The sequence below is a fragment of the Franconibacter daqui genome (genome assembly GCF_014644275.1).
Lineage (GTDB): Bacteria > Pseudomonadota > Gammaproteobacteria > Enterobacterales > Enterobacteriaceae > Franconibacter > Franconibacter pulveris.
On the sequence record NZ_BMKJ01000001.1, the window covers coordinates 897,170 to 919,326 of the forward strand.

Genomic DNA, 22,157 nt, shown 5'->3' on the forward strand with positions numbered 1-22,157 from the left:
TTTATTATTAGTTTTCGAACGGTTATCAAAATTTTATCAAAACAAGTTATCAAAACCCCACCCCAAAAACCTAAATTGCAATCGTCGTCCAGTCCTTCCCTCGGTCGTCGTTGTAACGATCGGTCTGTTGCTGCGACTTGTGGCCGAGCAACTTTTTAGTGTCAATCCCCTGCTCCTTATAAAGACGTTCAGATAGCGAGCGCTGCTCGTGGAATGTCGCTGGCGTTCCTTCCCCCCAGTCAATTTCTGCCTTATCCCGAGCCTTACTAAAATTCATGGTTAGCGTGTTCGCTTTAACTTGTGCGCCACGTTCTGCTTGCGACGTGGCCCTGAAAAAATGGACGAGGTAAGGGCTAACCGCGTAATCCCGACAGCGCGCTATAACATCTCGCAAACTCCAGTTAATGGCATTCAGGCGAAGCGATAATGGGATCGCTATTTTGCTTCCTGTTTTCTCCTGAATAACGTGTAACTGATCATCCCAGACATCGCTAAACTTCATCCTCGAAATATCACCCAGGCGCTGGCCAGTTACCAAAGCCAGTAACATAGCGTTACCCATATATTGGTGGTTGGCGTCTGCAATTTCGAATATCCGCTGCCATTCCTCCAGGCTGAGGCGCTGGCGGGTAATTTTTCGGCGGGGCTTTTTAGTTGCTGAAGCTGGATCGTAACCCGGAGGAACTTCACCAGCATGCTGCGCTTCTTTAAAAATATCTACCAGCACAGTTCTTACGACCTGAGCCATTCTCGGCTGACCGGCAGTGACGTACTCATCGAGCAACTGAGCAATATCGCGAACATCCACTGATGGGAGCAGCTTCATACCGACTCGCTCTCGCAATAACGAAACCGGTTTGGTTTTCTGTTTGAATGTGTTCAGTTTGATGTCGCCCGTCGCCAGCCGCTCTTCCTGAATCTTCCAGTATCTATCCAGCCATGTAGAAACCGTGATTGCTTTGCCTTTGCTGGTGGCGATCCTGTCGCTGATCGCCAGAATTTGCCGGGTTCTCTGTTCCGCCAGGCGCGTGTTAGCTTCTGTAGCAATCGCTATAGCTTCTGCCTCATCGGTACCCAGCGCATGGAACTTACCTGTGACGGGATGTTTATAGCGCCAGTAAACTTTGTTCACCTTTCTACTGTAGAGAGGGTAAAGGTTCGGAACAAAAACATTGTTTTTACGTGGTCGAGCTGCCATCAGCAAGAATCCTCTGAAGTATTGGCGAGTCAGTCTTTCGGATATTCGGCTTAGCCAATTCGCCTACAAGTTCTGCATCTTCCCTTACTCGCCACTTGCGACCCTGTTTCATAGCTGGTGGGGAAAACATATTTTGCTTAGCGTATCGGCGCAGAGTATTCAAAGCTGGTGGACTGCTCCGGTATTTCTCTGCTGCCCATTCCTCAAGCGTGAGCATTTGCTTCATGGCTTATTCTCCACTTTACCGGCTGCACCCGGATTAAATCAGATGTCGTTGCTGGTGGCAGGAATCAACCGCTGCCAGATTGATGAAACGTATTTCACCTGGGGCTTGGCATCGGCTAGCTCCTGAGTAATTTCGTAATTCACTGCGTGTTCCTCCACTTAACTTTGCGCTGCACCGCGCTGATTTTTGGTTGAGCGAATCCCTCGCCGGGTGGGGATAAATAAAAGAATTACGCTTCACTAAATGCCCCTCAGGCGAGGCATTTAAGGCAGCGAATTAAGCTGAGAACTGCCCGATAAACGTTTCTACCTGGCTGTCCTTGAATTTCTCAACCAGCAGGTCGCGGAACTCGGCGGCCATTTCTTCCTGTTGGGCTTCCAGCTGGACGATGCGCAGCACCAGAACCGGGCGGTCGCTGCCGATGATGCTCAGACGCAGCTTAAAGCGACGCTCAGCCAGACCTTCGAACGGCACGCAGGTAAACTCAAACGCTACCGGCATGATGTCCTGCGTTCTGGCTTCCACACTTTCCATCAGCGAGCGCTTGCCGCTGAAGTCGCCATCTTCAAAGTCAGCTTTCTGAATAGACTCGATGGAGATTTTGCGGATCGCCGCTGCCGACTTCTTCGCATCAATCGGCTGGCCGTCCGCGTCAAAGCCGAGCAGGTTTTCAGACCAGTCTTCCAGCCATTCGGCCAGCTCTTTTTGTGTATGCCGTTCGCCATTGATGCACAACAGCGCGGAAAAGGGTGCGGTCTTCTTCAGTGCCAGCAGCGCGGTATTGTCGGCGTGGCCGGGTTTATCCAGGGTGCCGAGGTTAAATACCGCAACGGCGCGCATATCATCGGCATTTATAAAGCAACGGGTGCCTTGTGCAGCGTAGCCGGTAGAGTAGCGGGCAAAGTCTTCAATGCTGGCCGTCACCATTTTGCCGCGGAAACGGAAGCGCTGCAGGCAAAGGGATTCGAGGCTGTCGATTCGGGCGCTCTGCGGAACAACGGCGGCAGGGCAGTCAACGCCTTCAAGCTTTTCTTCCATGAAGCGGGAGAGGGTCAGATCGGCAATTTTATCGATAGCGGTTGCGTCTAAAGAGTGAGACATGGTTATTCCTTAACTGGGTGAATGGTCGGGTTTACTGCTTGGCGCGCAGCTTCGCATCAGGATCGCCGGCCAGGGTAAAGAGCTGCCCCTGGTCTTCCTGCAGAATGGAAAGCTTGCCGCCGCGGTTCACATACATCGGCGTTTCGGTGGTGTCCTCTTCCGAGGATTTGCCGCGCGGGGTAGGGCGCACATAAGCGAGCTTGTGCTTAATCATTACGCGCTTCTCTTCGACGGAATTGCTCATGCGGTCGAGCTCAAAGGTCACGGTAACTTTCCCCTTGGTGCCGTTGTTCAGCACGCCGAACGCAACTTCACTCAGCGCAGCGGCGACTTTGTTTTCGAACACACCGCCGTCCAGTTCGCCCAGGAATTCGGGCACTTTGGTCAAACGTTCATTACTCATCGGTTTTACCCTCAGAAAGGCGGCTGCCACCGCCGGTAGTTAGTTTCTCCACACAACATGTGAGAGCACCAGCACGCGCTACCGACTATCACGGTGCCCGGCACGGATTGGGTTATGAGCCGTCCGGCCGGTGGTGCGCTCACATGTTGCGTAAAAAAGTGGCGGTAGCAGGAAAGTAAGGGAAACCTGTACCGCCGAAAGATACCAAACATCATCCTCAGGGTTCTGGCACCAGGTCGTAGGGAGCCAGAATGCTGAGCCCTGAAAAAGCTGGCAGCTGTATCCGCACGTAACAGGGCGAACTACCAAAACAGGATTTACTACCTACAGTTTTTGCTAGCTTAAATAATTGTTAGTTCCGCTGTATGATCCGGTAGTTGCTTTAACTATAAGGATTTAGTTTCTCCTTCTGCATATACAAGGTTTTCACATGGCTATTAAGAATCGCACATCTGTCTTTCCGGTTACCGATTGGAAGGCTGGACCTTTACCCGGTTACCAAGCGCTTGCTCTCAAACTCACTTACCTGACTTACTCCGCAGACGGCACTAACACTGAACACCGGTCTCAATTTTTCGCGTTTCCTCCAGAAATGGTTGAAACGTTGATTTCAGAGCTGCAAAGGCATCTTCGGAATTTGCAGAAATCCGATCAAAGTGACTCTCAACAAGAGAAGCACTGAAAACGTCTGGCCTGATCCGATTCTTTAGTAAGGCGCTGAGTTGTAATGGCGCTTTTATGTCTCCCGCCAACATTCCTTAAATTTGTCTCAGCGAATCATCCGGTCATTCATGCGCCACCGGCGGCTACTTCGTGGGCGTCCTGCCTGTTCGCTTTCGATAAATTGAAAATATACTCTAATTGCGAGTAACGCAAGTATTAATTGCGCAATTCGCAATTTTCAAATCCAAAAAAAGGCCGCACTAGCGACCTGTTTTTTTATTGCGTGTTAACCATGCCGTTTGAAGGCTTGCGATTGGCTAATCAAAACCTTGCCATAGATGTAAAAACGATGCTCATTGCTCTTATCTATGCTCCATTCCCGATACTTAGGATTGTCGGAAATTACAAGAAGCTGGTCAGGTATCATTTGGAGTCTTTTGGCGTAAATCTTTCCATCAAACCCGAAAGTGTAGATGCCATCACCGTCAAACTCGTTAACCGAGACATCAACGAAAACCAAGTCGCCAGGCTCAATGGTGGGGGACATGCTATCGCCACGAACATTAATTACTTTAACGTTTCCAGCGGATCTGCCGCCAAACATCGCTAAAGCTTTTTCATGGCTATATTCAATGGCCTGTATGACATCAATCACATCACTTCCTTGTATATAACCAATCCCAGCGCTTGCACTGGCATCAAGAACTTCGACTCTAAACACATCGGTACCCTCTCCGACTGCGGAATCTGTTTTACTGTTTTTACATACAGTAGTCGCATTATCGGTCGAGGTAAAGAGGTCTGCGACATTAACGCCTAAAGCTTGCGCTAAACGGTTAAGTGTCTGTTCTGTAAATTGCTTTTGTTTACCGGTCTCAAGACGAGAGATATTTGCTGCATCCACCTCTACGGCGTCAGCTAATTCAGCAATTTTCATATTCTTCGCCAAGCGAAGCTGTCTTACTCGATTTCCTATGTTCATGCGCACATTACATGTCCTTTTTGCGTGTCATGCAAAGCAACTTGCGCAAGTTGATAACATGCAATAACATGCGTAATACGCAAATACAGGAGGCGTTATGCAATCACCATTAAGAAAGTTGCGTAATTCGCACGGCTATACGTTATCGCATGTAGCTGGCGGTGTTCAGGTTGACCCAGCCACCCTCAGTCGCATCGAACGTTGTGAACAAGTTCCTTCCGTTGAGTTAGCTGAAAGGCTGGTGAAGTTCTACGAAGGGGAAATCGACGAGTTACAGATTCTTTATCCCAGTCGTTACCAGTCAGCCGAACCTGAAGCAGCTAAACCAGGCAACGCCAATTTAGCGGCAAATTAATTAACCAGTAACTACCAAAGGAAAAACAAGATGGTAGACAGCATCAAAGCAGCAATCAGCGCCATGTGTAAAGCGCACCCGGCAGGCCGTCTTGGTATGGCTGCCGATCTTGGCATGTCCATCGACACCTTTCACAACCACATGTACCAGAAGTGCGGCAGTCGCTTCTTTACCCTGGCAGAACTAGAGCGCATGGAAGACCTGTCCGGCGTTTCGATGCTGGCGGAATACGCCGCGGCGCGTGTCGGCAAACTGCTGGTGGATGTACCGAAGCCGGAATCAATCGACAACGTGGACCTGTTTTCACTCGATATGCAGGCGAACGCGGCGAAAGGCCAGCTGGCGCAGGCGCAGATTGAAGCAGCAGGGGATGGGGTGATTGACCGTCACGAACGGAAAAAGCTTTCCGACCTGTTTCGCAAAACCATTCGACACCAGTTTCACGGCTTCATGGGATTTATGGCGCTGTATGGGGTTTCAGACCAGGCAGTAGAAGTGTTTATGAGCACCAGAAAAGGTGACGCCCCGAGTGTGCAGCTCGAGGCGTCGGGCGCGTCTTTTCAATAGTGGAGAAACTACGCATGAACAGTTTAACAACACAGTACCGCAGGTCGCAACTTATTGCGCTGCCGGTACCGGGTGGAGCCGGTCCGGCGCAGTACCGGTATGCAGTGAGAATACCTGGCGGGCGTGAATGTGTCAGCTACCAGTTCGCTGAATGGGTGGTAGGCGATTTCAACAGCCAGGCGGAGGCGTTTCTGTGCAAGAACTCGACAGACGATACCGCGACTGGCGCGGCGTTGAAGTCCACGTCGTTGGTTACGACCGTGAAAAACGAAAGGTTATCTTCCGGCGCGCCGGCTATCCGCACGACTGCATGCAGCCTGTTGAGCGGTTCCGTGAGAAGTTCAGAAGGGTTGATGCATGAGCACTAAGTTAACCGGCTACGTGTGGGATGCCGATGGTGAATGTGAAGCGTCAGAGAAGGCTAAGATTGAGCAGGTACTCCGTAACCAGCCTGCGCTGGCGGCGTTCACCTCTGAAATCAATTCCATCAGCGCGACCATCGTCGGCCAGCTCGATACCAATTTCAAGATTGGTCGCCGTGCTGCGCTGCGCGAGATTGAAGACGTTAAGCACGATACCCGCGAAGCAGAAGACGTGCTCGATGTGGCGGTTGCCATTGCTGAAGCTGACGGTGAAGTTGAGCCGGAAGAGCGCAAGGTGCTGGAAGAGATTGCTAACGCGCTGGGCCTGCGTCTGGAAAACCACCTCTGATGAAAAAACTCCGCTTCGCCGCCGCCGGGGTGCTGCTCTTTCTGGTTGTCGCTATCGACTTCACCAGCAAAGTGATGTCTGTCCTGGCGGATGGCGTGCTGGTGGCCGGGGTGATTGCTCTGCTCTGGCCGATTATTCAAAACGAGAAGTAGGGCCGCTCGACGGTATTTTCATCTCCGGAGGCAGTATGGAAAACATTAAAGATAGTGTTCCCCATTTTTTCAACCCTGGATTGACAACTGAGCAGCTTGAAGACTGGCTTAATCAGCAGCGGTTACATGTATCGCATTTCAACCGTTTGATGAAAGAAAAAGCCGCTCTGGAGGAACGGCTGGAAGAAGTCAGTAAAACTATTGAGTTGCTTTCAGGGCCAGGCTTCGAAGGAATGTTGAGTTTTCCCTATAGTTCCAGTCCTCTTCTGGAAAATCCTCAAACAGAAAAGCAACAGAAGGCAGATTGAACGTGCTCAAAGCGTCCCGAGCTTCGTCGCTGATGTTCTCTACCCTCAGTTCATCCTGAATAACAAATAGAGCATCCTCCAGTTTCAAATCCCTGATCTCTGAAGGCAGCCATTTTGTTTTCATAAAGATGAGGTGGTGCAAAGCAGCTTTTCCCTCAAGTGGATTGAAAATAGTGGCATATTTTTGTCTGTGCTGATGGAGAAGTATTTCGAGGACATATACCAGTGCCGTTCTGTTCCTGATCTGATTGTCCTGCTGGCTGCCCGGGTAATAAGCTGAATGTTACATATTCCTGTTTTCGCACACACGCGATCTAATTACATGCAACAGGTTGTGGTATTCAGACATGTTAGCCTCCTTGTCTGTATGGTTATTTGCAAGTCAACGATAACAGACGATGTGACAGGCTACTAGGGACACAAAAAGATTCAGTGGCTCGCTTCGGAGGTTCTTTGTATTGCAAGTGCTTCATTGCTGGCTATGTGAACCAGGCAACAGAATCGATTCGCTTTCCGCGTGCCGATTTCCCTCCGCTCTATAATTCCACCGTCTGGCTGTTTAGTTTAACAATCACAGGGGGCAGGGATGGAAGAGGGCTTTTACTGGGTGCTTTACGCTGGCGAAAAGCTGGTGGCGTATTATTCGCAAGAAGAAACGCGGCACCATGAGACAGGTGAACTGGTTAACGGCGTCTGGCATTTTGCCGGAACCAGCGGCTGGATAGCGATGAAAGAAGAGGCTTCGGTTCTTGATGGCCCGTTACAGCCACCAGCATGAATAAAGATTTACTCGCTCTGTGAGCGAAGTCACCCCTTCGCTTATCCGGGCATCTATATTTTAACCGTGGCGGCAACATCTCCCCGGCCCAACCCCGGCGCCACGTCATAATTAGCTTACTTGAGTTAATCCTGATACTCGGCCAGTTCTCTGTGAACTGGCCTTTTTTTATCCGCTGCGCAGTAATCATTACGTTTTTAATGGCTTTGTATTATTGACGGTAATATTTGCATGATAATAATTAGCCATCTGGTAAAGCCCGTGTATCTGAACGCGTTAGCAAGAGACTCACTCATTGCATCTGATGCGAACCACTAAAGCCAGATGTGGTTATCGAATGGTTTCCGGCACGGAAAAAAACTGCATGTGTGTTAATCGCCAGCTCTGACCGGGCTGGCTTTTTTTATTTCCGATTTCCGCCCGGTTCATCCGGGCTTTTCTTTGGCCGCAGGCAATCAGCAACCAGACACCCTTTAACCGCATGCCTCGCGGCCATACCCCACTACGCACAGCACTTCCGAACCCTTAACGGAGGTGAGAGAAATGCTACGTATGAATACCCAAAACGGATTCTGGTCTTATTTCTGGTCAGCCATAACAGGATTCTTCGCCATGTTGACTCTTCAGGATGTGCTTTTCGCCCTGGGGGCAATTGTCACCGCGTTATTTACCTGGCTGACGTATCGCTCCAACAACAAGCGCAACCTGGCGGTTATTGAGGAGGAGCGCAAGCGCACCGACATACTCAAAACCGCTTATGCCCGGGGCGATGTAAACAGCATTCCGGAAGCCGCGAAGATAGTTCAGGACATCAACGCGGTAATGCAGCCGCAGGAGAAATAGCATGGCAATGTCTCCCACGCTGAGAAACCGCATTATCGGCGCGATTGCTGGTGGTGGAGGCGCTGTTGCGATAGCAACAGCCATGCTGTCCGGTAATGATGGGCTGGAAGGTGCGCGCCATAAGCCATACCAGGATGTCGTAGGCGTCTGGACGGTATGTTACGGGCACACCGGCAAGGACATTATGCTCGGTAAGACTTATTCCGAGGCAGAATGCCGGGCGCTGCTGAGCACTGACCTTAATAAGGTGGCACGGCAGATTAATCCCTATATCCAGCGCCCAATTCCCGAAACGATGCGCGCAGCGCTTTACTCTTTTGCTTATAACGTCGGTGCTACCAGTTTTCGTACATCCACCCTGCTTACCCTCATCAACAAGGGTGACAACAAGGGTGCGTGCGATCAGCTGCGTCGGTGGACGTATGCAGGCGGTAAACAGTGGAAGGGGCTGGTAAATCGCCGCGAGATAGAGCGGGAAGTCTGCACGTGGAGCCAGAAATGAAGCTTCGCTATGTGCTTATACTTTGCGCCGCACTATGTGCAGTTACTGGATTACTGTCCTGGCGTTCCGGCTGGAGTACGCATGCTGACCATATCAATGCGCAGGCGGCTAAAAAGAAAGACAAGGCGGCTAAAGCAGTCCAGTCGGGCGAGCAGAAAGCAGCGCAGGCAACCAGTGAGGGCAAAGTCATTTACAGAACCATAACCCGCGACGTGGTGAAATATGTTCAGAATCCGAATCGTACCCGCTGTGATTTTGATAATGAGTCTGTCCGGCTGCGCCAACGAGCTATCGACGCTGCCAACTCCATCAGCGGATTTGATGCAGGAGCCGTGCAAGGCAAGTGACGCTGGCAGGAACAGCGATGAAGACCTGCGGTCGGATGTTGAAACGATGGAGTGCCTGCGCCAGTTACGGCTCGATAAATACCGCTGGCAGGTCTGGTATAACGCGGTGAAGTAATTGCAGAAAAACAGCCCTTCTGGTGAAACCTCTGTTGAAACACCAGAAGGGGGCCAATGGCCACACATAGTCTAACGTTATAACTATTCGCTATCTTTTGAAGTGTTTCCAGAGGGATAAATTTGTTTTATGTATAAGCATTATCAACGGCTTCAGCTAATTCTCAGATAAGGACTATTAGATAATTCGTTGACTAACAGTAAGGGCCTTATGCACTAACTGAGAATAATGAATTCAAAATTACTGATAAAAAACAGGCAAAAAAAAAGCCTCCGGTGCGGAGGCAATTATGAGTCAATCTTTTTTATGTGCTTCTTGCTTTAACAGCGGGGCAACAATAACAGCTCTCTGATAAATTACAAATCAAATGCATCTTTAGTGTTGGCATTCCGTGCTTTTGTTAGTTTACGACTTCTTATTAATTGGCTTGGCTTATAGCTAGCACCGCCAGTTGCGTTTTCAAACGTACCGATGCTGATTACACCGACATATTTTGGCATGGCTCCTGAATTGACTAGACTTAAGATCCTTTAAGTGAAAAGAGAGGTTCATATGACTGACCGTCCAGTTAATGGTGACCATCCTGACTTTAGCCCCATCCCGGACAATGTAGATGACGATAAGCCGGAGCAGTCAGAAACAACCAAAAAAGATGATCCTGGCTCAGCACCAGAATCTGGTGATAAAGAGCCAGAATGAACAGAAGCCGCCTCCGGGCGGTTTTTTGTGAGTATCACAAGGTGCTTTCACAGCAGAGCGCCTGATGATGTTCTCTCCGCTGCACAACAACACGGTTAGCCACGCTGTGAAGCGCCGCTACTCCGGCCCACTGCTCTCCCTGAGCAACGAGACAATCAATTACTCTGGTAAAACGTGATGAGAAAGACGCTTCTCTGCCTGGCGGTGCTGGTGCTTGCTGCCTGAGATATTAATGATGCCGATGTAGCCAGCCGTAACGTAAGCAAGGCCGCTGATAACTTCGAGGCGCAACGGCGCTTTGTTTTTTATAACGGGATTACCGGCGAGTTCATGCTGGAAATTACCGGGCTTTGCTCAAAGGACAGTACCAGCACCGAGCGAACGCTGGGCGTTATCTGCAAGACCGGGCCGGACACGTACAAAAAGCACATACTGGGCCTGTCGGATAACGTGACCTGGTTTATGGAAGACCTGAGTGGCACGAACGCCAGCGTTAATCATTACCGCGTCACCTTCAAGCCGTCGGCGATCATCCCTGATATTGATGTTCGTTAATTGACGTCATTTAAAGCGCATCGCAGCGCACCATTAACGCATAAGGTAAAGCAATGAGCGAAGCAAAACCGCAGGACGGCAGCACCGTTAAGGGCTACCGCACGTTGGGACCGAAAGAAATCGAAGACATGAACGACCTGAAGAAAGTAAGCCGTGAATTCTGTCAGTTGCTGAAAAAGCAGAAGGCCTGGGTACAGGACGAATTGTCTGTGACAGGCAACCATTCAGCTGAAGCGCATGAAGCTGGTCGCTGCATATCTATCGCTCGGACCAAAATGCAGGAAGCCTGCATGTGGGCCTGCCGCGCTGTTGCCCGGCCTGACGCCGAATGCTAAGGGATTACGTAGCTCTTTTAAAAAAAAAGGGCTTGATAGCCAAGCCCTGAATTATCTTTATTCTTCGTCAAAACCTAGCTCATTACGAGCATTGCGAATGTCCCGGCGACCTTGGCGAATTTCGTTAATTACGCGAGGATCACCTTCACGAAATTGCTCTGCACCAATTTCATTGAAACGGTCAATACCTCGCTCAAAACCGTTAATGTGCTCCCTGGCTGCGTCAAGAGCAGAGTCAGCTAACGGGTTGGGTTTTTGCTGTCTTCTGGCCATTATGTTTTGCCTCCGAAATTTTATTGATAATAAAACCAGTGTAATCAATAGGTTGATGCTTTTCTGAACAGATGCACTGTTCCACTGTCCAGCCTTCAACCCCTTTGCCTGTCATCGGCTTAGATACAAACGCAAATATGAGCCTCTCTTCAGGGAAGATGACGACAGCTTTCTTATCAAAGCCCGTCAGATCACATGAAGGAAAGCTCACCCGATAACTAATACCTCTTAACTTAAGTTGTTTCTTTACAATTCCAACCAATGACTTGGGCTTCACATGCTTTTCAGTAAACTTTTTAACTACCTCAAGCTGGTCGAGGTTGGAATCTATTTGCTGCTGTTTAACTTTTAAGAAGCTTACAACATTGTCTTCAGTCATGGCATTTTCCTAATTGAGGAGTGAGCCAAGATCAACTTGGCAATGCATGCTAATAACAATTTTTACTTAACTTATTGAATTTAAATAAAAATCAGCCTTCACTGCCTAACGGCTCGCAGTTTTACTAAGCCGCCTTCTATATATGGGGCATACATGGAGAAAATACTAGTGCCTAAAGCAGTTCCTCGGGCCTGCCGAAAGCGCGGCTGCCCAGGCACTACTACGGACCGCTCGGGTTATTGCAAGGCGCACCGCAATGAAGGCTGGCAGCAGCACCAGCGAGGGCTGAACCGCCACCAGCGCGGCTACGGCAACAAGTGGGAAATCATCCGCGCCCGCATCCTAAAACGTGATCGGCACATCTGCCAGGCGTGCCTTCGCAACGGCAGGCCGCGTCCTGCTGAGACGGTCGACCACATTATTCCGAAAGCTCACGGCGGCACTGACGACTACAGCAACCTCGAAGCGCTGTGCTGGCCATGTCATAAGCGCAAGACCGCAACGGAGAGATACAGATGAAACAGAAGAAAGTGCAGCTGGCTCACATCTATCGGGGGCTGTGCTTCATGGGATATGGCGTCGCGGTCGATGGCATGCTGCTCAGCCAACAACTGAGTACGTCGATAAATACCGAGCCGGGAACTGTGCCAGGCATCACAGCCGTCTTTGAGCTGGACGCCGAGACGAATGAAAATCCGGTCAGAATAAACCTAAGTGAGAATGATTCGTGAATGGACGTATGAAATGATTTCAAATGCAATCATTTCATCTGGAGCGATATCACTTCTCATCGCTGGGGGAGGGCGGGTCGAAAGTTCAGGGTCTTTCCTGCTAAGGACCGCCGCCTAACCCTTTTTCACACCGCCGCAGGTTAGAAAACTTTTTTATGGGGTCCCCCAACAGACGACTGATAGGAGTTTTCGATTATGTCAGGACCACCGAAAACCCCGACCCATCTACGTTTGGTGAGGGGCAACCCATCAAAACGCCCGATCAATAAAGATGAGCCGCAACCTCCTGCAGGGGTACCCCCAACCCCGAAGCATTTCGACAAGCAGGCGAAGTACTGGTTTAAGCGAATGGCTGAAGAGCTTGATGCCATCGGCGTCATTTCTCAGTTGGATGTCCGCGCGCTCGAATTGCTGGTCGAGGCTTACACCGAGTACCGGCACCACTGCGACACGCTGGAGATTGAGGGGTATACGTACCGGACTGAAACGCAGACTGGTGATGTGCTGATTAAGGCGCATCCCGCAGCAATCATGAAGGCGGACGCCTGGAAGCGGCTTCGCGCAATGCTGGCAGAGTTCGGCATGACGCCCGCCAGCCGGTCGAAGGTCAGCGCCAAATCGCCGGATGCGGTTGATCCGCTGGCTGAGTTTATGAAAGCGAGGGATTAATGGCTAAGGTTGCCGATGGTATCCGCTACGCCGAGCGCGTCGTGGCGGGAGAGATTATTGCTTGCGAGTTTGTCCGGCTGGCCTGCCAGCGTTTTCTGGACGATCTGAAAAACGGCGAAGCGCGCGGCATCTTCTTCAGCGAGCCCCGGGCGCAGCACATCCTTAACTTCTACAAATTTATTCCTCATGTTAAGGGCGCGCAGGCCGGACAGCCCATTGACCTGATGGACTGGCATGTTTTCATCCTCATCAACATTTACGGCTTCGTCATTCCGCTGGTGGATGAGGAAAGCGGCGGAGTGGTGCTGCGTAATGATGGCAGCGGGCGCCCGGTGATGGTGCGGCGCTTCCGCACCGCTTACAACGAGGTGGCGCGTAAGAACGCGAAATCCACGCTGTCTTCCGGGGTTGGTCTGTACATGACAGGGGCGGATGGCGAGGGCGGCGCTGAGGTCTACTCTGCGGCAACCACTCGCGACCAGGCGCGCATCGTTTTCGAAGATGCCAAAAACATGGTGAAAAAAGCAAAAGCGACGCTTGGCCGCCTGTTCGAGTTCAATAAGCTGGCGATTTACCAGGAGCAGAGCGCCTCGAAATTCGAGCCGCTTTCCAGCGACGCGAACAACCTGGATGGTCTGAACATCCACTGCGGGATTGTCGACGAGCTGCACGCTCACAAAACCCGCGACGTTTGGGACGTTCTGGAGACGGCAACCGGCGCGCGCCTTCAGTCGCTGCTGTTCGGCATTACCACCGCCGGCTTCAACAAAGAAGGCATCTGCTATGAGCTGCGAGATTACGCCATTAAGGTGCTACGCGGTTTCAACAGTGACGTGGAGGGTGCGGTCAAAGACGACACCTTCTTCGCCATCATCTACACCCTGGACGAAGGCGACGACCCTTTCGACGAAACGGTATGGCAGAAGGCTAACCCCGGGCTTGGTATCTGTAAGCGCTGGGATGATCTGCGCCGCCTGGCGAAGAAAGCAAAAGAGCAGGTGTCCGCCCGGGTTAACTTTTTCACCAAACATATGAATATCTGGGTTACTGCCGAGTCTTCCTGGATGGACATGCTGAAGTGGGATAAGTGCGAATTCATCGCGCCGGCGCATGAGCTGAAAACGTACCCGCTGTGGGTCGGCGTCGACCTTGCGAACAAAATCGACATTTGCGCGGCCGTAAAAGCCTGGCGATCTCCTGATGGCCATGTTCACGCCGACTTTAAGTTCTGGTTGCCCGAAGGGCGGCTGGACAAATGCTCGCGGCAGATGGCGGAGCTATACCGTAAATGGGCAGAGCTGGGCAAACTCATCCTGACTGATGGTGATGTGATCGACCATGCCCAGATTAAAGAGGAACTGCAGGAGTGGGTGACCGGCGAAAGCCTTAAAGAGATTGGCTTCGACCCATGGAGCGCCACCCAGTTCAGCTTGGCGCTCGCCGAGGAAGGGTTACCGCTGGTGGAAGTACCGCAGACGGTCCGCAATTTCTCCGAGGCCATGAAGGAAGTCGAGGCGCTGGTTTACGGTGGTCGGTTCCATCACAGCAATCACCCGGTGATGAACTGGATGATGTCGAACGTGACGGTCAGACCGGATCGCAATGACAACATCTTCCCTAACAAATCGACACCCGAAGCCAAAATTGACGGTCCGGCTGCGCTGTTTACCGCGATGAGCCGCCTGCTCGTTAATGGTGGCAATGACCAGCAGGATTTGAGCGGCTTTTTCGATAATCCCATCATGGTAGGTTTCTGATGAAGAAAAATAAGCAGCCGGGCAGGGTGAAAAGCGCCTTGCTCAACTGGCTGGGCGTGCCCATCAGCCTGACTACCGGGACGTTCTGGCAGGATTGGTACGGCACAAGCAGCAGCGGGAAGGTGGTGACGGCGGATAAGGCTATGCAGCTTTCAGCGGTCTGGGCATGCGTCCGGCTGCTGAGCGAGTCGGTATCCACGCTGCCGATTAAGATTTATTCCCGGCAGGCAGACGGATCTCGCAAGCTGGCGCAGAATCACCCGGTTTACCAGGTACTGTGCCGCCGCCCGAATCTCGAAATGACGCCATCCCGCTTCATGCTGATGGTGGTGGCCAGCATCTGCCTGCGCGGAAATGCCTATGTGGAAAAGCTGTTTATCGGCAATAAGCTGGTATCACTGGTGCCGTTGCTGCCTCAGAATATGGTGGTGAAGCGGCTGGATACCGGGCGGCTTGAGTACACATACACTGAGGCTGGTAAGCCGCGCGTCATTCCTGAAAAGAACCTGATGCATATTCGCGGTTTCGGCCTCGATGGTGTCTGCGGCATGATGCCGCTGAGCTCAGGCCGGGACGTTAGTGGGTACTGAAAAATACTTCTCAATGCGCCAGAACGGTAATTTTAATACCCAGGGAAATATCAGTTGCGTCTCGCTGACCCAGACATCTGATGCAGACAAAAAAGACCAGATAGAAACGATACCGGATGCCAGAGCGAAAATCAGAGAATTGCGTGGAGTTACTTACGTTCTCAAAGAATCAGGCATGCCAGCGGCAGGTGTCATCGCCCAGGAATTAATGCCGGTGCTTCCTGAAGCAATCGGCGCCGTGTTCGATGATTATGACCAGTATGAAGAGGTCGAGGAGCAATACGAGGTCGAAACCACAGGCGAGAGCGGCGAACCAGTCACCGTCACAGAAACGCGGATGGTCACCCGCGATATTATCAATGCCGCCGTTCGCTGCCTCGACCATATCTGGCGCGACGGTTTTCGGTACCAGAAAGCAGGCGTGATGCTTGGCGACTTCTTCAGCCAGGGTGTGGCGCAGCTTAACCTTTTCGACGATAACGCACCGAAGCCAAACAGCGCCGCGCTGATGTCAGTAATGGACACGCTGAACATGAAAGACGGAAAGGGCACGCTGTATTTTGCCGGTCAGGGGATAACGCAGTCCTGGCAGATGCGGAGGGAAATGTTGTCGCCGTGCTACACGACGCACCTTGCTGATGTGCCGGTAGCCCGGGCTAATTAGGGAAAAGGCTGTGTCGCTTTTGTGTCGTAAATGTGTCGTGACCGGCCGCCGCGAACGGATCCGGAAAGACAAATAACGACAATTAGCGACACAGTGATCGAAGCGAACGCGGAAAAACAGTGTAGTTACAGTACGTTAAAAATAGACCTACGTTCTTCTAAATCGTGGGTCTCGCGCGCGTCCTTTGGAGGACAAAACGACAGGGTTTTTACCATCATTGCTACGTCTGGAAAGAGCCGAAAAACGGTTATCAAAACACAGAAGAGGTTACGAGAAATCAGTGACTTAAGATATCGATGAAAGGGTGAGCTAAATTAAAATTTTTTAAAGAATATCTTTTTATATCAACGAGCAATACAGTTTCCTATGAACTACTGCTGCGTCATATGGAGTGGTTCGAAGCGGCTGACCTTATCGTGAAAGGTATGGAAGGCGCTATCAACAACAAGACCGTGACCTATGACTTCGAACGCCTGATGGAAGGCGCTAAGCTGCTGAAATGTTCAGAGTTTGGCGACGCGATCATCGCGAACATGTAATCCGCCTGGCGGGTTAAAGAAGAACGGGAGCCACTGCGCTCCCGTTTTTTTATTTGCATTCGAAAAAGGGCCCGGGGATAGCGTTGCTCCTTCGTTTATCGTTGACCGCAGGCGGGCATTCTTTATAAACGAATCGTCACCAGGATGCTTTTTCGCCGTTGCTGAGGATTGACATTAGCCAAATCAGGCTAATAATTCTGCAATCTGGTAAACCCCGTGTATCAGAACGCATCGACACGAGTTTGTCTCCTGTTGCATGCGGACCACTACAACCAGCTGTGGTCTATCGTATGGTTTCCGGCACGGAATAAAGCTGCATGTGTGTTAATCGCCAGCTCTCAACGGGCTGGCTTTTTTTTATGACCGTGTTGCTTGCCTGCCACTCTCATCACGCGCTAAGGCTGAGTCAGTGCCGTCGGCAAGCCGGGTATCATACGGTGCATTAATTATCGAAAATTAGCCCTTTTGTTGGGCCGCTGGCGGAACGCCAGAACAGGCCTGGAGCCATTATTCGTCATTAAAAAAGGGTTTCCGGTCAGGCTTATACGCTACTTCAGCGCAGGACATTTATTTTAGGAGGCTTTTGTATCAACGTGTTGTGCGCATTTATATTTTTTCCACGCATGGATAATAAGACCGGGCAAAACATATTATTCCGCGTTTGTGAATCCCCGGAATTGAGGGTTGTAGGATCAGGCGTGAAGCAATACGATGTTTTCTTTTTAAAATCAGGATGATTTCAGAGTGTTTAGTTTTGATAAGTTAATAACCCCAAGAATTATCAGCGCGCTTTACATAATCACGCTTGCATTCTTAGTGATTGCAGCGGTATTAACCTTTTTTACTCGTGGATTTAACGCCGCCGGTATCATGTTGCTGATTATGGCTGTCTTCGCCCGTATCTTTTTTGAGTGCATCATGGTGACATTTAAAAACAATGAGTACTTGCGACGGATAGCAGAATCTCTGGAAAAAAAATGATACCAACCGCCTACGGGCGGTTTTTTTATGACCGTCACGATAAATAAGTTCGTATGTCTCCAATCAATAGAGGCAAAAAAACTCAGCGCTTATAGCAAGTGTATGCCAAACCTTTTCAGCAAGGCTGCCCAGCCGATAAATACCAGCATGGTCGTCGCACAACTGGCCGCCAGGGTAAGCCAAAACCCAAGCCGCTGGTAAAGAAAAGGAAACAGAATAAACATGGGTAGGGTGGGCACCACATACCAGAACGTGTACCAGGCATGGTTGGCAATTTTTAGCTGGCTTTGCCCTTCAAGTTTCATCCAGACAAGGACCAGAACCGTGACCAGCGGCAGCGCAGCGATGAGGCCGCCGAGGCGATCGCTGCGTTTAGCAACCTCAGAGATTAAAACCACAAGCCCTGCCGTAATTGCATATTTAGTGATAAGCCACAGCATCCCGTTCCTCCAGACATAACGTTAACGGCAGCGGGATAATATGCATCATCAGGCATAATTATGAGCGCCCCTGAGATGAGTGTTAGCTGTAAGCGTAAGTATAAGCAAGCGTGCTTAGCGATAAAACATCCGGCATAAATCAGCAGAGGTAATTTAAAGGCATGGCGAGTTATTTAAGAGCTTTTATTGTCACCCGGTAAGGAAGGAATTTCTTGCAGCGCTTCAAGGTTTATTTCGGTGTCTTTTGTATCCAGCAGCGTGGTTATGGACAGCAATTCATTAAACTGGGTGAGCAGGAGTTCTGCGTCTGTTTTAAGGGGGCTGTCTGAGGAGTCCAGGGCTGCGTTAATTGCTTTTTTTACGCTTTCAATCATCTCGTCGGTGCCGCCCTGTTTTCCCAACGTTAAAAGCATGGCGCTGAGGAGCAGGGATTGAGCTTCAACTTGTGCTGTGAGTAATTTGGCTTCCGCATCCATTTTGGAGATCTTTGCAATCATACTAATAATTACATTTTTCATCACTGCCTCCTGTTTTTTAGACATACTAACCCTTTCAATGTCAGAGGCAATATCAGTAAGTCTTAAACAGGATCCGCGTTGCATTTAAATGAAGCAGAGGAAACGCTCTCATTGCGCAGTGCCTGTTTATCCTGCACTTACCCTTCGCCTGAATGAAACGGCAGTCTTTTCATTAATCCGGCTGTGAAATAAGTGAAATGATTGTGCGGGGAGCCTGGGCGCCGGTTGACATCCTTGTCTTTACATCGCTCACCCCGTTGCCTTTCACCTGCTGTGTTCTGATTGCAAAGGACGATTGCGGTGAATAAAAAGGACATTTCTGCGCTTCATTTTCGTCATGCGGTCGCGTCTTTGCGGCTTCTGTTTCTGCGATGTTGCATCAGCCGCGCTCGCAGGATGTCGTATACCCAGTTATAAAGCATGGTATAGGGCAGGAAGAAGAGAATGAAACCTATCTCCAGCAGGAACGCTTCTGTCAGGGAAATACCCAGGAAACCGGCGGCGATGGATACGCCAATCACGATAAACCCGCTCTCAAAGCCTGCCGCATGCAGCGCGCGCACTTTTGCCGTGCGGGCGACCCGGTGCGCCGGCCAGAGTCTGTCGAATATCGCGTTGTAAATAACGTTCCAGATCATGGCGGCGGTAGCCAGCAAAACGGTCAGCCCGCCCATTTCCATAACCTTGCGTCCCATCAGCCAGGCGGCGGTGGGCGCAAGTATGATGGTGGCGATGCCTTCAAAGCAGACGGCATGGAATACGCGCTCCGCAAGGGTGCGTTTTTCGGGTTCGGAAGTTTGCATTTTCGTTCGCCTTTTCGTGCAGGATTAATCAACAAGGTTTCCGATTTTATCGATGATGATGATAACTTAAAGATAGAATCCATCGATAAAAGCGATACTTCATGCGTTACTCCCCTGAAGCCCTGACCGCCTTTGTAGAAACGGTTGCCGCCGGGTCGTTTTCTGCGGCGGCGCGAAGGCTGCGTAAAAGTCAGTCCACTATCAGTACAGCCATCGCCAATCTGGAGGCAGACCTTGGCGTGACGCTGTTTGACCGTTCTGCCAGGCAACCGGTGCTGACCGAGCAGGGCCATCAGGTATTTGGCTACGTTCAGGCGATTCTTGCCGCCAGCGAAAGGCTGGACGAGCTGGCTATCTCCTTAGCCGGCGAGACGGAACCGCGCCTGTCGTTCGTGCTTTCCGACACCCTCGATCCAAAAGTACTGGAAAACTTACTCGCCCGTTTCGACAGCGCCTTTCCCCATACCGAATTCGAGTGTCTGATTGGGGAAGATGAGGACGTTATCGATCTGCTGCAGAAAGGGCGCGCGCAAACAGGCTTAATTGAGGCAAGGGAGAGTTATCCGGTCGACATCGGCTTTAGCCGCCTGCCGCGCCAGACCCATATGGCTATCTATGTCGCTGCGCGCCATCCGCTGGCGCAGCGCAGGCAAATTACCTTTGATGAACTTCATGCCTGGCGCGAACTGCAGCTGAATACCTATCTCGAAAGGCCTGACAACCTTTGCCGCGGGCCGGTATGGTCGGCGCCAAACTATCTGATGCTGCTCAGCATGGCGGTACAAGGCTTTGGCTGGTGCACCTTGCCCTGCGCGCTGGTGGCGGAATTCGCCGCGCCTGGTAGCCTGGTCACGCTGCCGGTGCCAGGCTGGCCGCGGGCGTTATCCATTGACCTGTTATGGAACAAGCGAACGCCGCCCGGGGTGGCGGGAAGATGGTTACGTCAGTATTTACTTTATGAAAGCGCCCAGGAAGACGCGCCGCCTGAAGCAGGCCGTTGAAACTGGCCCGTTGTTTGAAGGACAAAGCTGGAGAACGCCTTGTCGTTATCAGGCGCGTGAAACAAACCGCGCGCTTAACTGCGCGCTCATACTATCCAGCAACTGGAAGCGGCGACGGTACTCCGCGCGTTTTTTGCTGGGAATGCTCTCCAGCGTTTTTCGCTCCAGTTGCAGCGGCAGACGCCAGCGAAACGCGCCTTCACGCACGCCTTCCACCGATTCCCAGAATTCGTCGTAGCTGGCATGGAAATGGCGGCCTTTGCTGAACCGGTAACGCAGCGCGCGAAACACATGCCCGTTGTTGCTGACGCCATAGATGGCGCGGATATCCGTAAGCGCCGCCAGTTGCCAGAGAAATTCCAGCAGCAGCCGTTTAGGAAACAAACCATAGCAGGCGCGCGTCGCTTGTTTAATCATTTCATGTGCAACGTTGCGGCGCGGCCCTTGTAAGCCGCCGATAACCAGCTGCCACTGCTTTTGCCGACGCGTGACGCTGAACGTCAGGCTGGCAAGCAGGGTCTGGTTTGCATCGCGCAGCCAGAGCGTGCATTCGCCTTCGCGCTCCGCCTTTCTGGCGCAGGAGGCGCTAAGAGTGAAGGCGGTTTCTTCTTTGCCCAGGAATTGCAGCAGCGGTGTCTCTGACATTGCCGTAAACGCGCTGGCGAGAGACGCCGGCAATGTGCTGAGAAACTGGTAATGGCTGACAATAGCATCAGCTCGCTGGCCCGCCGACAAACCGCGAACAAGATAAAGACGGTGTGTTTTGCCAGGCAGCGTAATTTGCGACTGGAGCAGTTGCCCAAAATCGGCCCGCTGCGCGAGGCCGGAAAGCATCCGGCGCGTAGAGGGGTAGAAGAGCAGGGAGCGAAGCAAGAATTTCAGTCGGTAATCCCATTTGCTCCATACCGGGCCGGGGATACATTTCCCGGTGACGAGCGCGGTAATGAGGTGCTCGCCCGGCTGCGGCGCGCAGGCAAAAGGCAGGTTGCTGTCAGTCAAAATAATCATCTCGTTCTGGGTTTGCGATGATTATAAGGACAGCCATTTAATAGCTTAACAGAAGCCGTAAATAATCCGCGGGGCCGTTTAGGGTTTATTTAGAAATAGCGATAATGGTCGGGCAGGCAAAGATGATTAAATCATTTTCTTTTTTTAAGTCAGCGAAAACAATGGATTACTAAATTTTAGGTTTCATTGTGAATGCGGCGGATTTTACGTGTGGTTTTGCATGAAGGCGTGCATGAAAATAACGCATTCGCGATGGCGTTTTTATTTTCGGCGACATCCCCGCGCCGATAATACCCTTTTTAGCATGCATTTATTTCAACATATCCTAAACGGCGCATTAATAGAGAAACAAATAAAAGGCGGTACAAAAGAGTAGCCCGCCAGCAAATACACCTGACAGCAGACGTTGCCTGCCCGTTACGCCATCTGCCGGTCGCCGCCTGTTTTCGCCTGCGGGCAAACCAGCCAGAAATGACGGTGCGGGATTGGCGCTGTAGAGGATCGGGTGCGATACGCCATGAAGCAGCAAAACTACTCCCTGAGGAGTAGAAATGCATTAGTAGAAAGCAATAAAATGTAAAAATGGTTAATTAAATTAATATTCGACACATTAATTTGAGTTAAGTATTGAATATCTGGCGTAACCCTCTATGTTTAATTTGTCGGTTTTCCTCTCTTGTTTAGAGTTATTCCTGATATTGCCCGCCTGCTCAGGCGGGTTTTTTTTTGCTTTTCTTTACCGTTGACCAATAAATAAGCGCAATCCTGTACGCATTATAATTTCATGTACAGTTTCAGGCAGGGGTAAAATAAAAAGTAGTGCGGCTATTTGCGCTTTGCTGTTTCTTAAGACATGCTTATCGATATGAAGTCAATCTGTTCATTAACCAGCCCCCTGTTAACGTTATAACGACAGTGGGTTAGCTGATTATTTGCGTGATGATTAAATCGATTAATGATGCTT

31 protein-coding genes and 5 pseudogenes are annotated in these 22,157 nt (G+C 50.9%); 24 read left to right on the top strand and 12 right to left on the bottom strand.

The window, feature by feature from the left end:
• Positions 1-70 precede the first annotated feature (70 nt).
• From IEX01_RS04270 to IEX01_RS04290, 4 genes are all read right to left on the bottom strand, one after another.
• On the bottom strand, positions 71-1,198 hold the full coding sequence (locus tag IEX01_RS04270; RefSeq protein WP_024555882.1) for a site-specific integrase: 1,128 nt from the start codon (positions 1,196-1,198) through the stop codon (positions 71-73).
• Entirely contained in the window at positions 1,179-1,424 is a 246-nt protein-coding gene (locus IEX01_RS04275) for an excisionase (protein WP_024555881.1), read from the bottom strand. The genes IEX01_RS04270 and IEX01_RS04275 overlap by 20 nt, the downstream gene beginning before the upstream one ends.
• Before the next feature lie 276 nt (positions 1,425-1,700).
• Positions 1,701-2,525 (bottom strand): YfdQ family protein, encoded by an 825-nt coding sequence (locus tag IEX01_RS04285; RefSeq protein WP_024559538.1) that lies wholly within the window; start codon positions 2,523-2,525, stop codon positions 1,701-1,703.
• 31 nt (positions 2,526-2,556) lie between these two features.
• Positions 2,557-2,928, bottom strand: coding sequence for a YfdP family phage-associated protein (locus IEX01_RS04290; protein WP_024559521.1), 372 nt, complete (start codon positions 2,926-2,928; stop codon positions 2,557-2,559).
• 430 nt (positions 2,929-3,358) lie between these two features.
• Between IEX01_RS04290 and IEX01_RS04295 the strand changes: the two genes are divergently transcribed.
• Entirely contained in the window at positions 3,359-3,610 is a 252-nt protein-coding gene (locus IEX01_RS04295; protein ID WP_188723315.1) for a BssS family protein, read from the top strand.
• A gap of 267 nt (positions 3,611-3,877) precedes the next feature.
• Here IEX01_RS04295 and IEX01_RS04300 read toward each other — a convergent pair whose 3' ends face one another.
• On the bottom strand, positions 3,878-4,573 hold the full coding sequence (locus IEX01_RS04300) for an XRE family transcriptional regulator (RefSeq protein WP_188723725.1): 696 nt from the start codon (positions 4,571-4,573) through the stop codon (positions 3,878-3,880).
• Positions 4,574-4,670: 97 nt separating this feature from the next.
• Here IEX01_RS04300 and IEX01_RS04305 point away from each other — a divergent pair, with 97 nt between their 5' ends.
• From IEX01_RS04305 to IEX01_RS04330, 6 genes and pseudogenes are all read left to right on the top strand, one after another.
• On the top strand, positions 4,671-4,928 hold the full coding sequence (locus tag IEX01_RS04305; RefSeq protein WP_110877009.1) for a helix-turn-helix transcriptional regulator: 258 nt from the start codon (positions 4,671-4,673) through the stop codon (positions 4,926-4,928).
• A 30-nt stretch (positions 4,929-4,958) separates the two neighbouring features.
• Positions 4,959-5,495 carry a YmfL family putative regulatory protein gene (locus tag IEX01_RS04310; RefSeq protein ID WP_188723316.1) on the top strand — a complete coding sequence of 179 codons (537 nt, stop codon included), beginning with the start codon at positions 4,959-4,961 and terminating at the stop codon, positions 5,493-5,495.
• A gap of 193 nt (positions 5,496-5,688) precedes the next feature.
• A complete protein-coding gene (locus tag IEX01_RS04315) occupies positions 5,689-5,856 on the top strand; it encodes a DUF4222 domain-containing protein (protein ID WP_188723317.1) in 168 nt (55 codons plus the stop codon).
• A gap of 29 nt (positions 5,857-5,885) precedes the next feature.
• Positions 5,886-6,206 (top strand): annotated as a pseudogene (locus IEX01_RS04320) (tellurite resistance TerB family protein); the annotation flags it as partial.
• Positions 6,203-6,358: a DUF3927 family protein gene (locus IEX01_RS04325; RefSeq protein ID WP_188723726.1), complete on the top strand. Its 156-nt coding sequence runs from the start codon at positions 6,203-6,205 to the stop codon at positions 6,356-6,358. The pseudogene IEX01_RS04320 and the gene IEX01_RS04325, both read left to right, overlap by 4 nt.
• A 35-nt stretch (positions 6,359-6,393) precedes the next feature.
• The gene (locus IEX01_RS04330) at positions 6,394-6,666 is read left to right on the top strand and encodes a hypothetical protein (RefSeq protein WP_071789725.1); all 273 of its coding nucleotides are present in this window, start codon (positions 6,394-6,396) and stop codon (positions 6,664-6,666) included.
• On the opposite strand, the gene IEX01_RS21785 is transcribed toward IEX01_RS04330, so the two are convergent.
• On the bottom strand, positions 6,557-6,910 hold the full coding sequence (locus IEX01_RS21785; protein WP_188723727.1) for an ECs1072 family phage-associated protein: 354 nt from the start codon (positions 6,908-6,910) through the stop codon (positions 6,557-6,559). The genes IEX01_RS04330 and IEX01_RS21785 overlap by 110 nt on opposite strands.
• A 342-nt stretch (positions 6,911-7,252) precedes the next feature.
• Here IEX01_RS21785 and IEX01_RS04340 point away from each other — a divergent pair, with 342 nt between their 5' ends.
• The 7 genes from IEX01_RS04340 (at position 7,253) to IEX01_RS04370 (ending at position 10,840) form a co-directional block, all read left to right on the top strand.
• Positions 7,253-7,444 (top strand): hypothetical protein, encoded by a 192-nt coding sequence (locus IEX01_RS04340; protein ID WP_048888288.1) that lies wholly within the window; start codon positions 7,253-7,255, stop codon positions 7,442-7,444.
• 612 nt (positions 7,445-8,056) lie between these two features.
• Positions 8,057-8,287, top strand: a complete 231-nt coding sequence (locus IEX01_RS04345; protein ID WP_051373948.1) for an SHOCT domain-containing protein — start codon at positions 8,057-8,059, stop codon at positions 8,285-8,287.
• A gap of 7 nt (positions 8,288-8,294) precedes the next feature.
• A complete protein-coding gene (locus IEX01_RS04350; protein ID WP_188723728.1) occupies positions 8,295-8,789 on the top strand; it encodes a lysozyme in 495 nt (164 codons plus the stop codon).
• Positions 8,786-9,136 (top strand): hypothetical protein, encoded by a 351-nt coding sequence (locus tag IEX01_RS04355; RefSeq protein ID WP_188723318.1) that lies wholly within the window; start codon positions 8,786-8,788, stop codon positions 9,134-9,136. Before IEX01_RS04350 ends, IEX01_RS04355 begins: the two co-directional genes overlap by 4 nt.
• A 667-nt stretch (positions 9,137-9,803) precedes the next feature.
• The gene (locus tag IEX01_RS04360) at positions 9,804-9,950 is read left to right on the top strand and encodes a hypothetical protein (protein WP_167541497.1); all 147 of its coding nucleotides are present in this window, start codon (positions 9,804-9,806) and stop codon (positions 9,948-9,950) included.
• A 228-nt stretch (positions 9,951-10,178) separates the two neighbouring features.
• On the top strand, positions 10,179-10,505 hold the full coding sequence (locus IEX01_RS21490; RefSeq protein ID WP_444542682.1) for a beta-sandwich lipoprotein: 327 nt from the start codon (positions 10,179-10,181) through the stop codon (positions 10,503-10,505).
• A gap of 53 nt (positions 10,506-10,558) precedes the next feature.
• Positions 10,559-10,840, top strand: coding sequence for an Acb2/Tad1 domain-containing protein (locus tag IEX01_RS04370; protein ID WP_029592004.1), 282 nt, complete (start codon positions 10,559-10,561; stop codon positions 10,838-10,840).
• Between the two features lie 57 nt (positions 10,841-10,897).
• Here IEX01_RS04370 and IEX01_RS04375 read toward each other — a convergent pair whose 3' ends face one another.
• Entirely contained in the window at positions 10,898-11,113 is a 216-nt protein-coding gene (locus tag IEX01_RS04375; RefSeq protein ID WP_152977119.1) for a hypothetical protein, read from the bottom strand.
• The gene (locus tag IEX01_RS04380) at positions 11,076-11,492 is read right to left on the bottom strand and encodes a hypothetical protein (RefSeq protein WP_029592003.1); all 417 of its coding nucleotides are present in this window, start codon (positions 11,490-11,492) and stop codon (positions 11,076-11,078) included. Before IEX01_RS04380 ends, IEX01_RS04375 begins: the two co-directional genes overlap by 38 nt.
• A 168-nt stretch (positions 11,493-11,660) precedes the next feature.
• On the opposite strand from IEX01_RS04380, the gene IEX01_RS04385 reads away from it, so the two are divergent.
• The 9 genes and pseudogenes from IEX01_RS04385 to IEX01_RS04420 all read left to right on the top strand — a co-directional run bounded on the left by IEX01_RS04385 (position 11,661) and on the right by IEX01_RS04420 (position 17,423).
• Complete coding sequence (locus IEX01_RS04385) at positions 11,661-12,011, top strand: HNH endonuclease (RefSeq protein WP_029592002.1); 351 nt, start codon at positions 11,661-11,663, stop codon at positions 12,009-12,011.
• Positions 12,008-12,223 carry a hypothetical protein gene (locus IEX01_RS04390; protein ID WP_029592001.1) on the top strand — a complete coding sequence of 72 codons (216 nt, stop codon included), beginning with the start codon at positions 12,008-12,010 and terminating at the stop codon, positions 12,221-12,223. The genes IEX01_RS04385 and IEX01_RS04390 overlap by 4 nt, the downstream gene beginning before the upstream one ends.
• Before the next feature lie 195 nt (positions 12,224-12,418).
• Complete coding sequence (locus IEX01_RS04395; RefSeq protein ID WP_188723319.1) at positions 12,419-12,892, top strand: phage terminase small subunit P27 family; 474 nt, start codon at positions 12,419-12,421, stop codon at positions 12,890-12,892.
• Entirely contained in the window at positions 12,892-14,649 is a 1,758-nt protein-coding gene (locus IEX01_RS04400) for a terminase large subunit (protein WP_024559416.1), read from the top strand. Before IEX01_RS04395 ends, IEX01_RS04400 begins: the two co-directional genes overlap by 1 nt.
• Positions 14,649-15,233, top strand: a pseudogene (locus IEX01_RS04405) (phage portal protein); the annotation flags it as partial. The gene IEX01_RS04400 and the pseudogene IEX01_RS04405, both read left to right, overlap by 1 nt.
• Positions 15,234-15,252: 19 nt before the next feature.
• A pseudogene (locus tag IEX01_RS21495) lies at positions 15,253-15,456 on the top strand (tail fiber domain-containing protein); the annotation flags it as partial.
• 126 nt (positions 15,457-15,582) lie between these two features.
• Positions 15,583-15,903, top strand: a pseudogene (locus IEX01_RS04410) (DUF4113 domain-containing protein); the annotation flags it as partial.
• 359 nt (positions 15,904-16,262) lie between these two features.
• Positions 16,263-16,442, top strand: a pseudogene (locus tag IEX01_RS04415) (isocitrate/isopropylmalate family dehydrogenase); the annotation flags it as partial.
• A 744-nt stretch (positions 16,443-17,186) separates the two neighbouring features.
• Positions 17,187-17,423: a DUF4282 domain-containing protein gene (locus tag IEX01_RS04420; RefSeq protein WP_024558005.1), complete on the top strand. Its 237-nt coding sequence runs from the start codon at positions 17,187-17,189 to the stop codon at positions 17,421-17,423.
• Between the two features lie 89 nt (positions 17,424-17,512).
• Here IEX01_RS04420 and IEX01_RS04425 read toward each other — a convergent pair whose 3' ends face one another.
• The 3 genes from IEX01_RS04425 to IEX01_RS04435 all read right to left on the bottom strand — a co-directional run bounded on the left by IEX01_RS04425 (position 17,513) and on the right by IEX01_RS04435 (position 19,184).
• Positions 17,513-17,863: a DUF3147 family protein gene (locus IEX01_RS04425; RefSeq protein WP_024558006.1), complete on the bottom strand. Its 351-nt coding sequence runs from the start codon at positions 17,861-17,863 to the stop codon at positions 17,513-17,515.
• Between the two features lie 173 nt (positions 17,864-18,036).
• Entirely contained in the window at positions 18,037-18,381 is a 345-nt protein-coding gene (gene iraP, locus IEX01_RS04430) for an anti-adapter protein IraP (RefSeq protein WP_188723731.1), read from the bottom strand.
• A gap of 335 nt (positions 18,382-18,716) precedes the next feature.
• Positions 18,717-19,184 (bottom strand): multidrug/biocide efflux PACE transporter, encoded by a 468-nt coding sequence (locus IEX01_RS04435; RefSeq protein ID WP_188723320.1) that lies wholly within the window; start codon positions 19,182-19,184, stop codon positions 18,717-18,719.
• 101 nt (positions 19,185-19,285) lie between these two features.
• Between IEX01_RS04435 and IEX01_RS04440 the strand changes: the two genes are divergently transcribed.
• A complete protein-coding gene (locus tag IEX01_RS04440) occupies positions 19,286-20,185 on the top strand; it encodes a LysR family transcriptional regulator (RefSeq protein ID WP_024558009.1) in 900 nt (299 codons plus the stop codon).
• Between the two features lie 48 nt (positions 20,186-20,233).
• Here IEX01_RS04440 and IEX01_RS04445 read toward each other — a convergent pair whose 3' ends face one another.
• Entirely contained in the window at positions 20,234-21,193 is a 960-nt protein-coding gene (locus IEX01_RS04445) for a VirK/YbjX family protein (RefSeq protein WP_188723321.1), read from the bottom strand.
• Between the last annotated feature and the right edge of the window lie 964 nt (positions 21,194-22,157).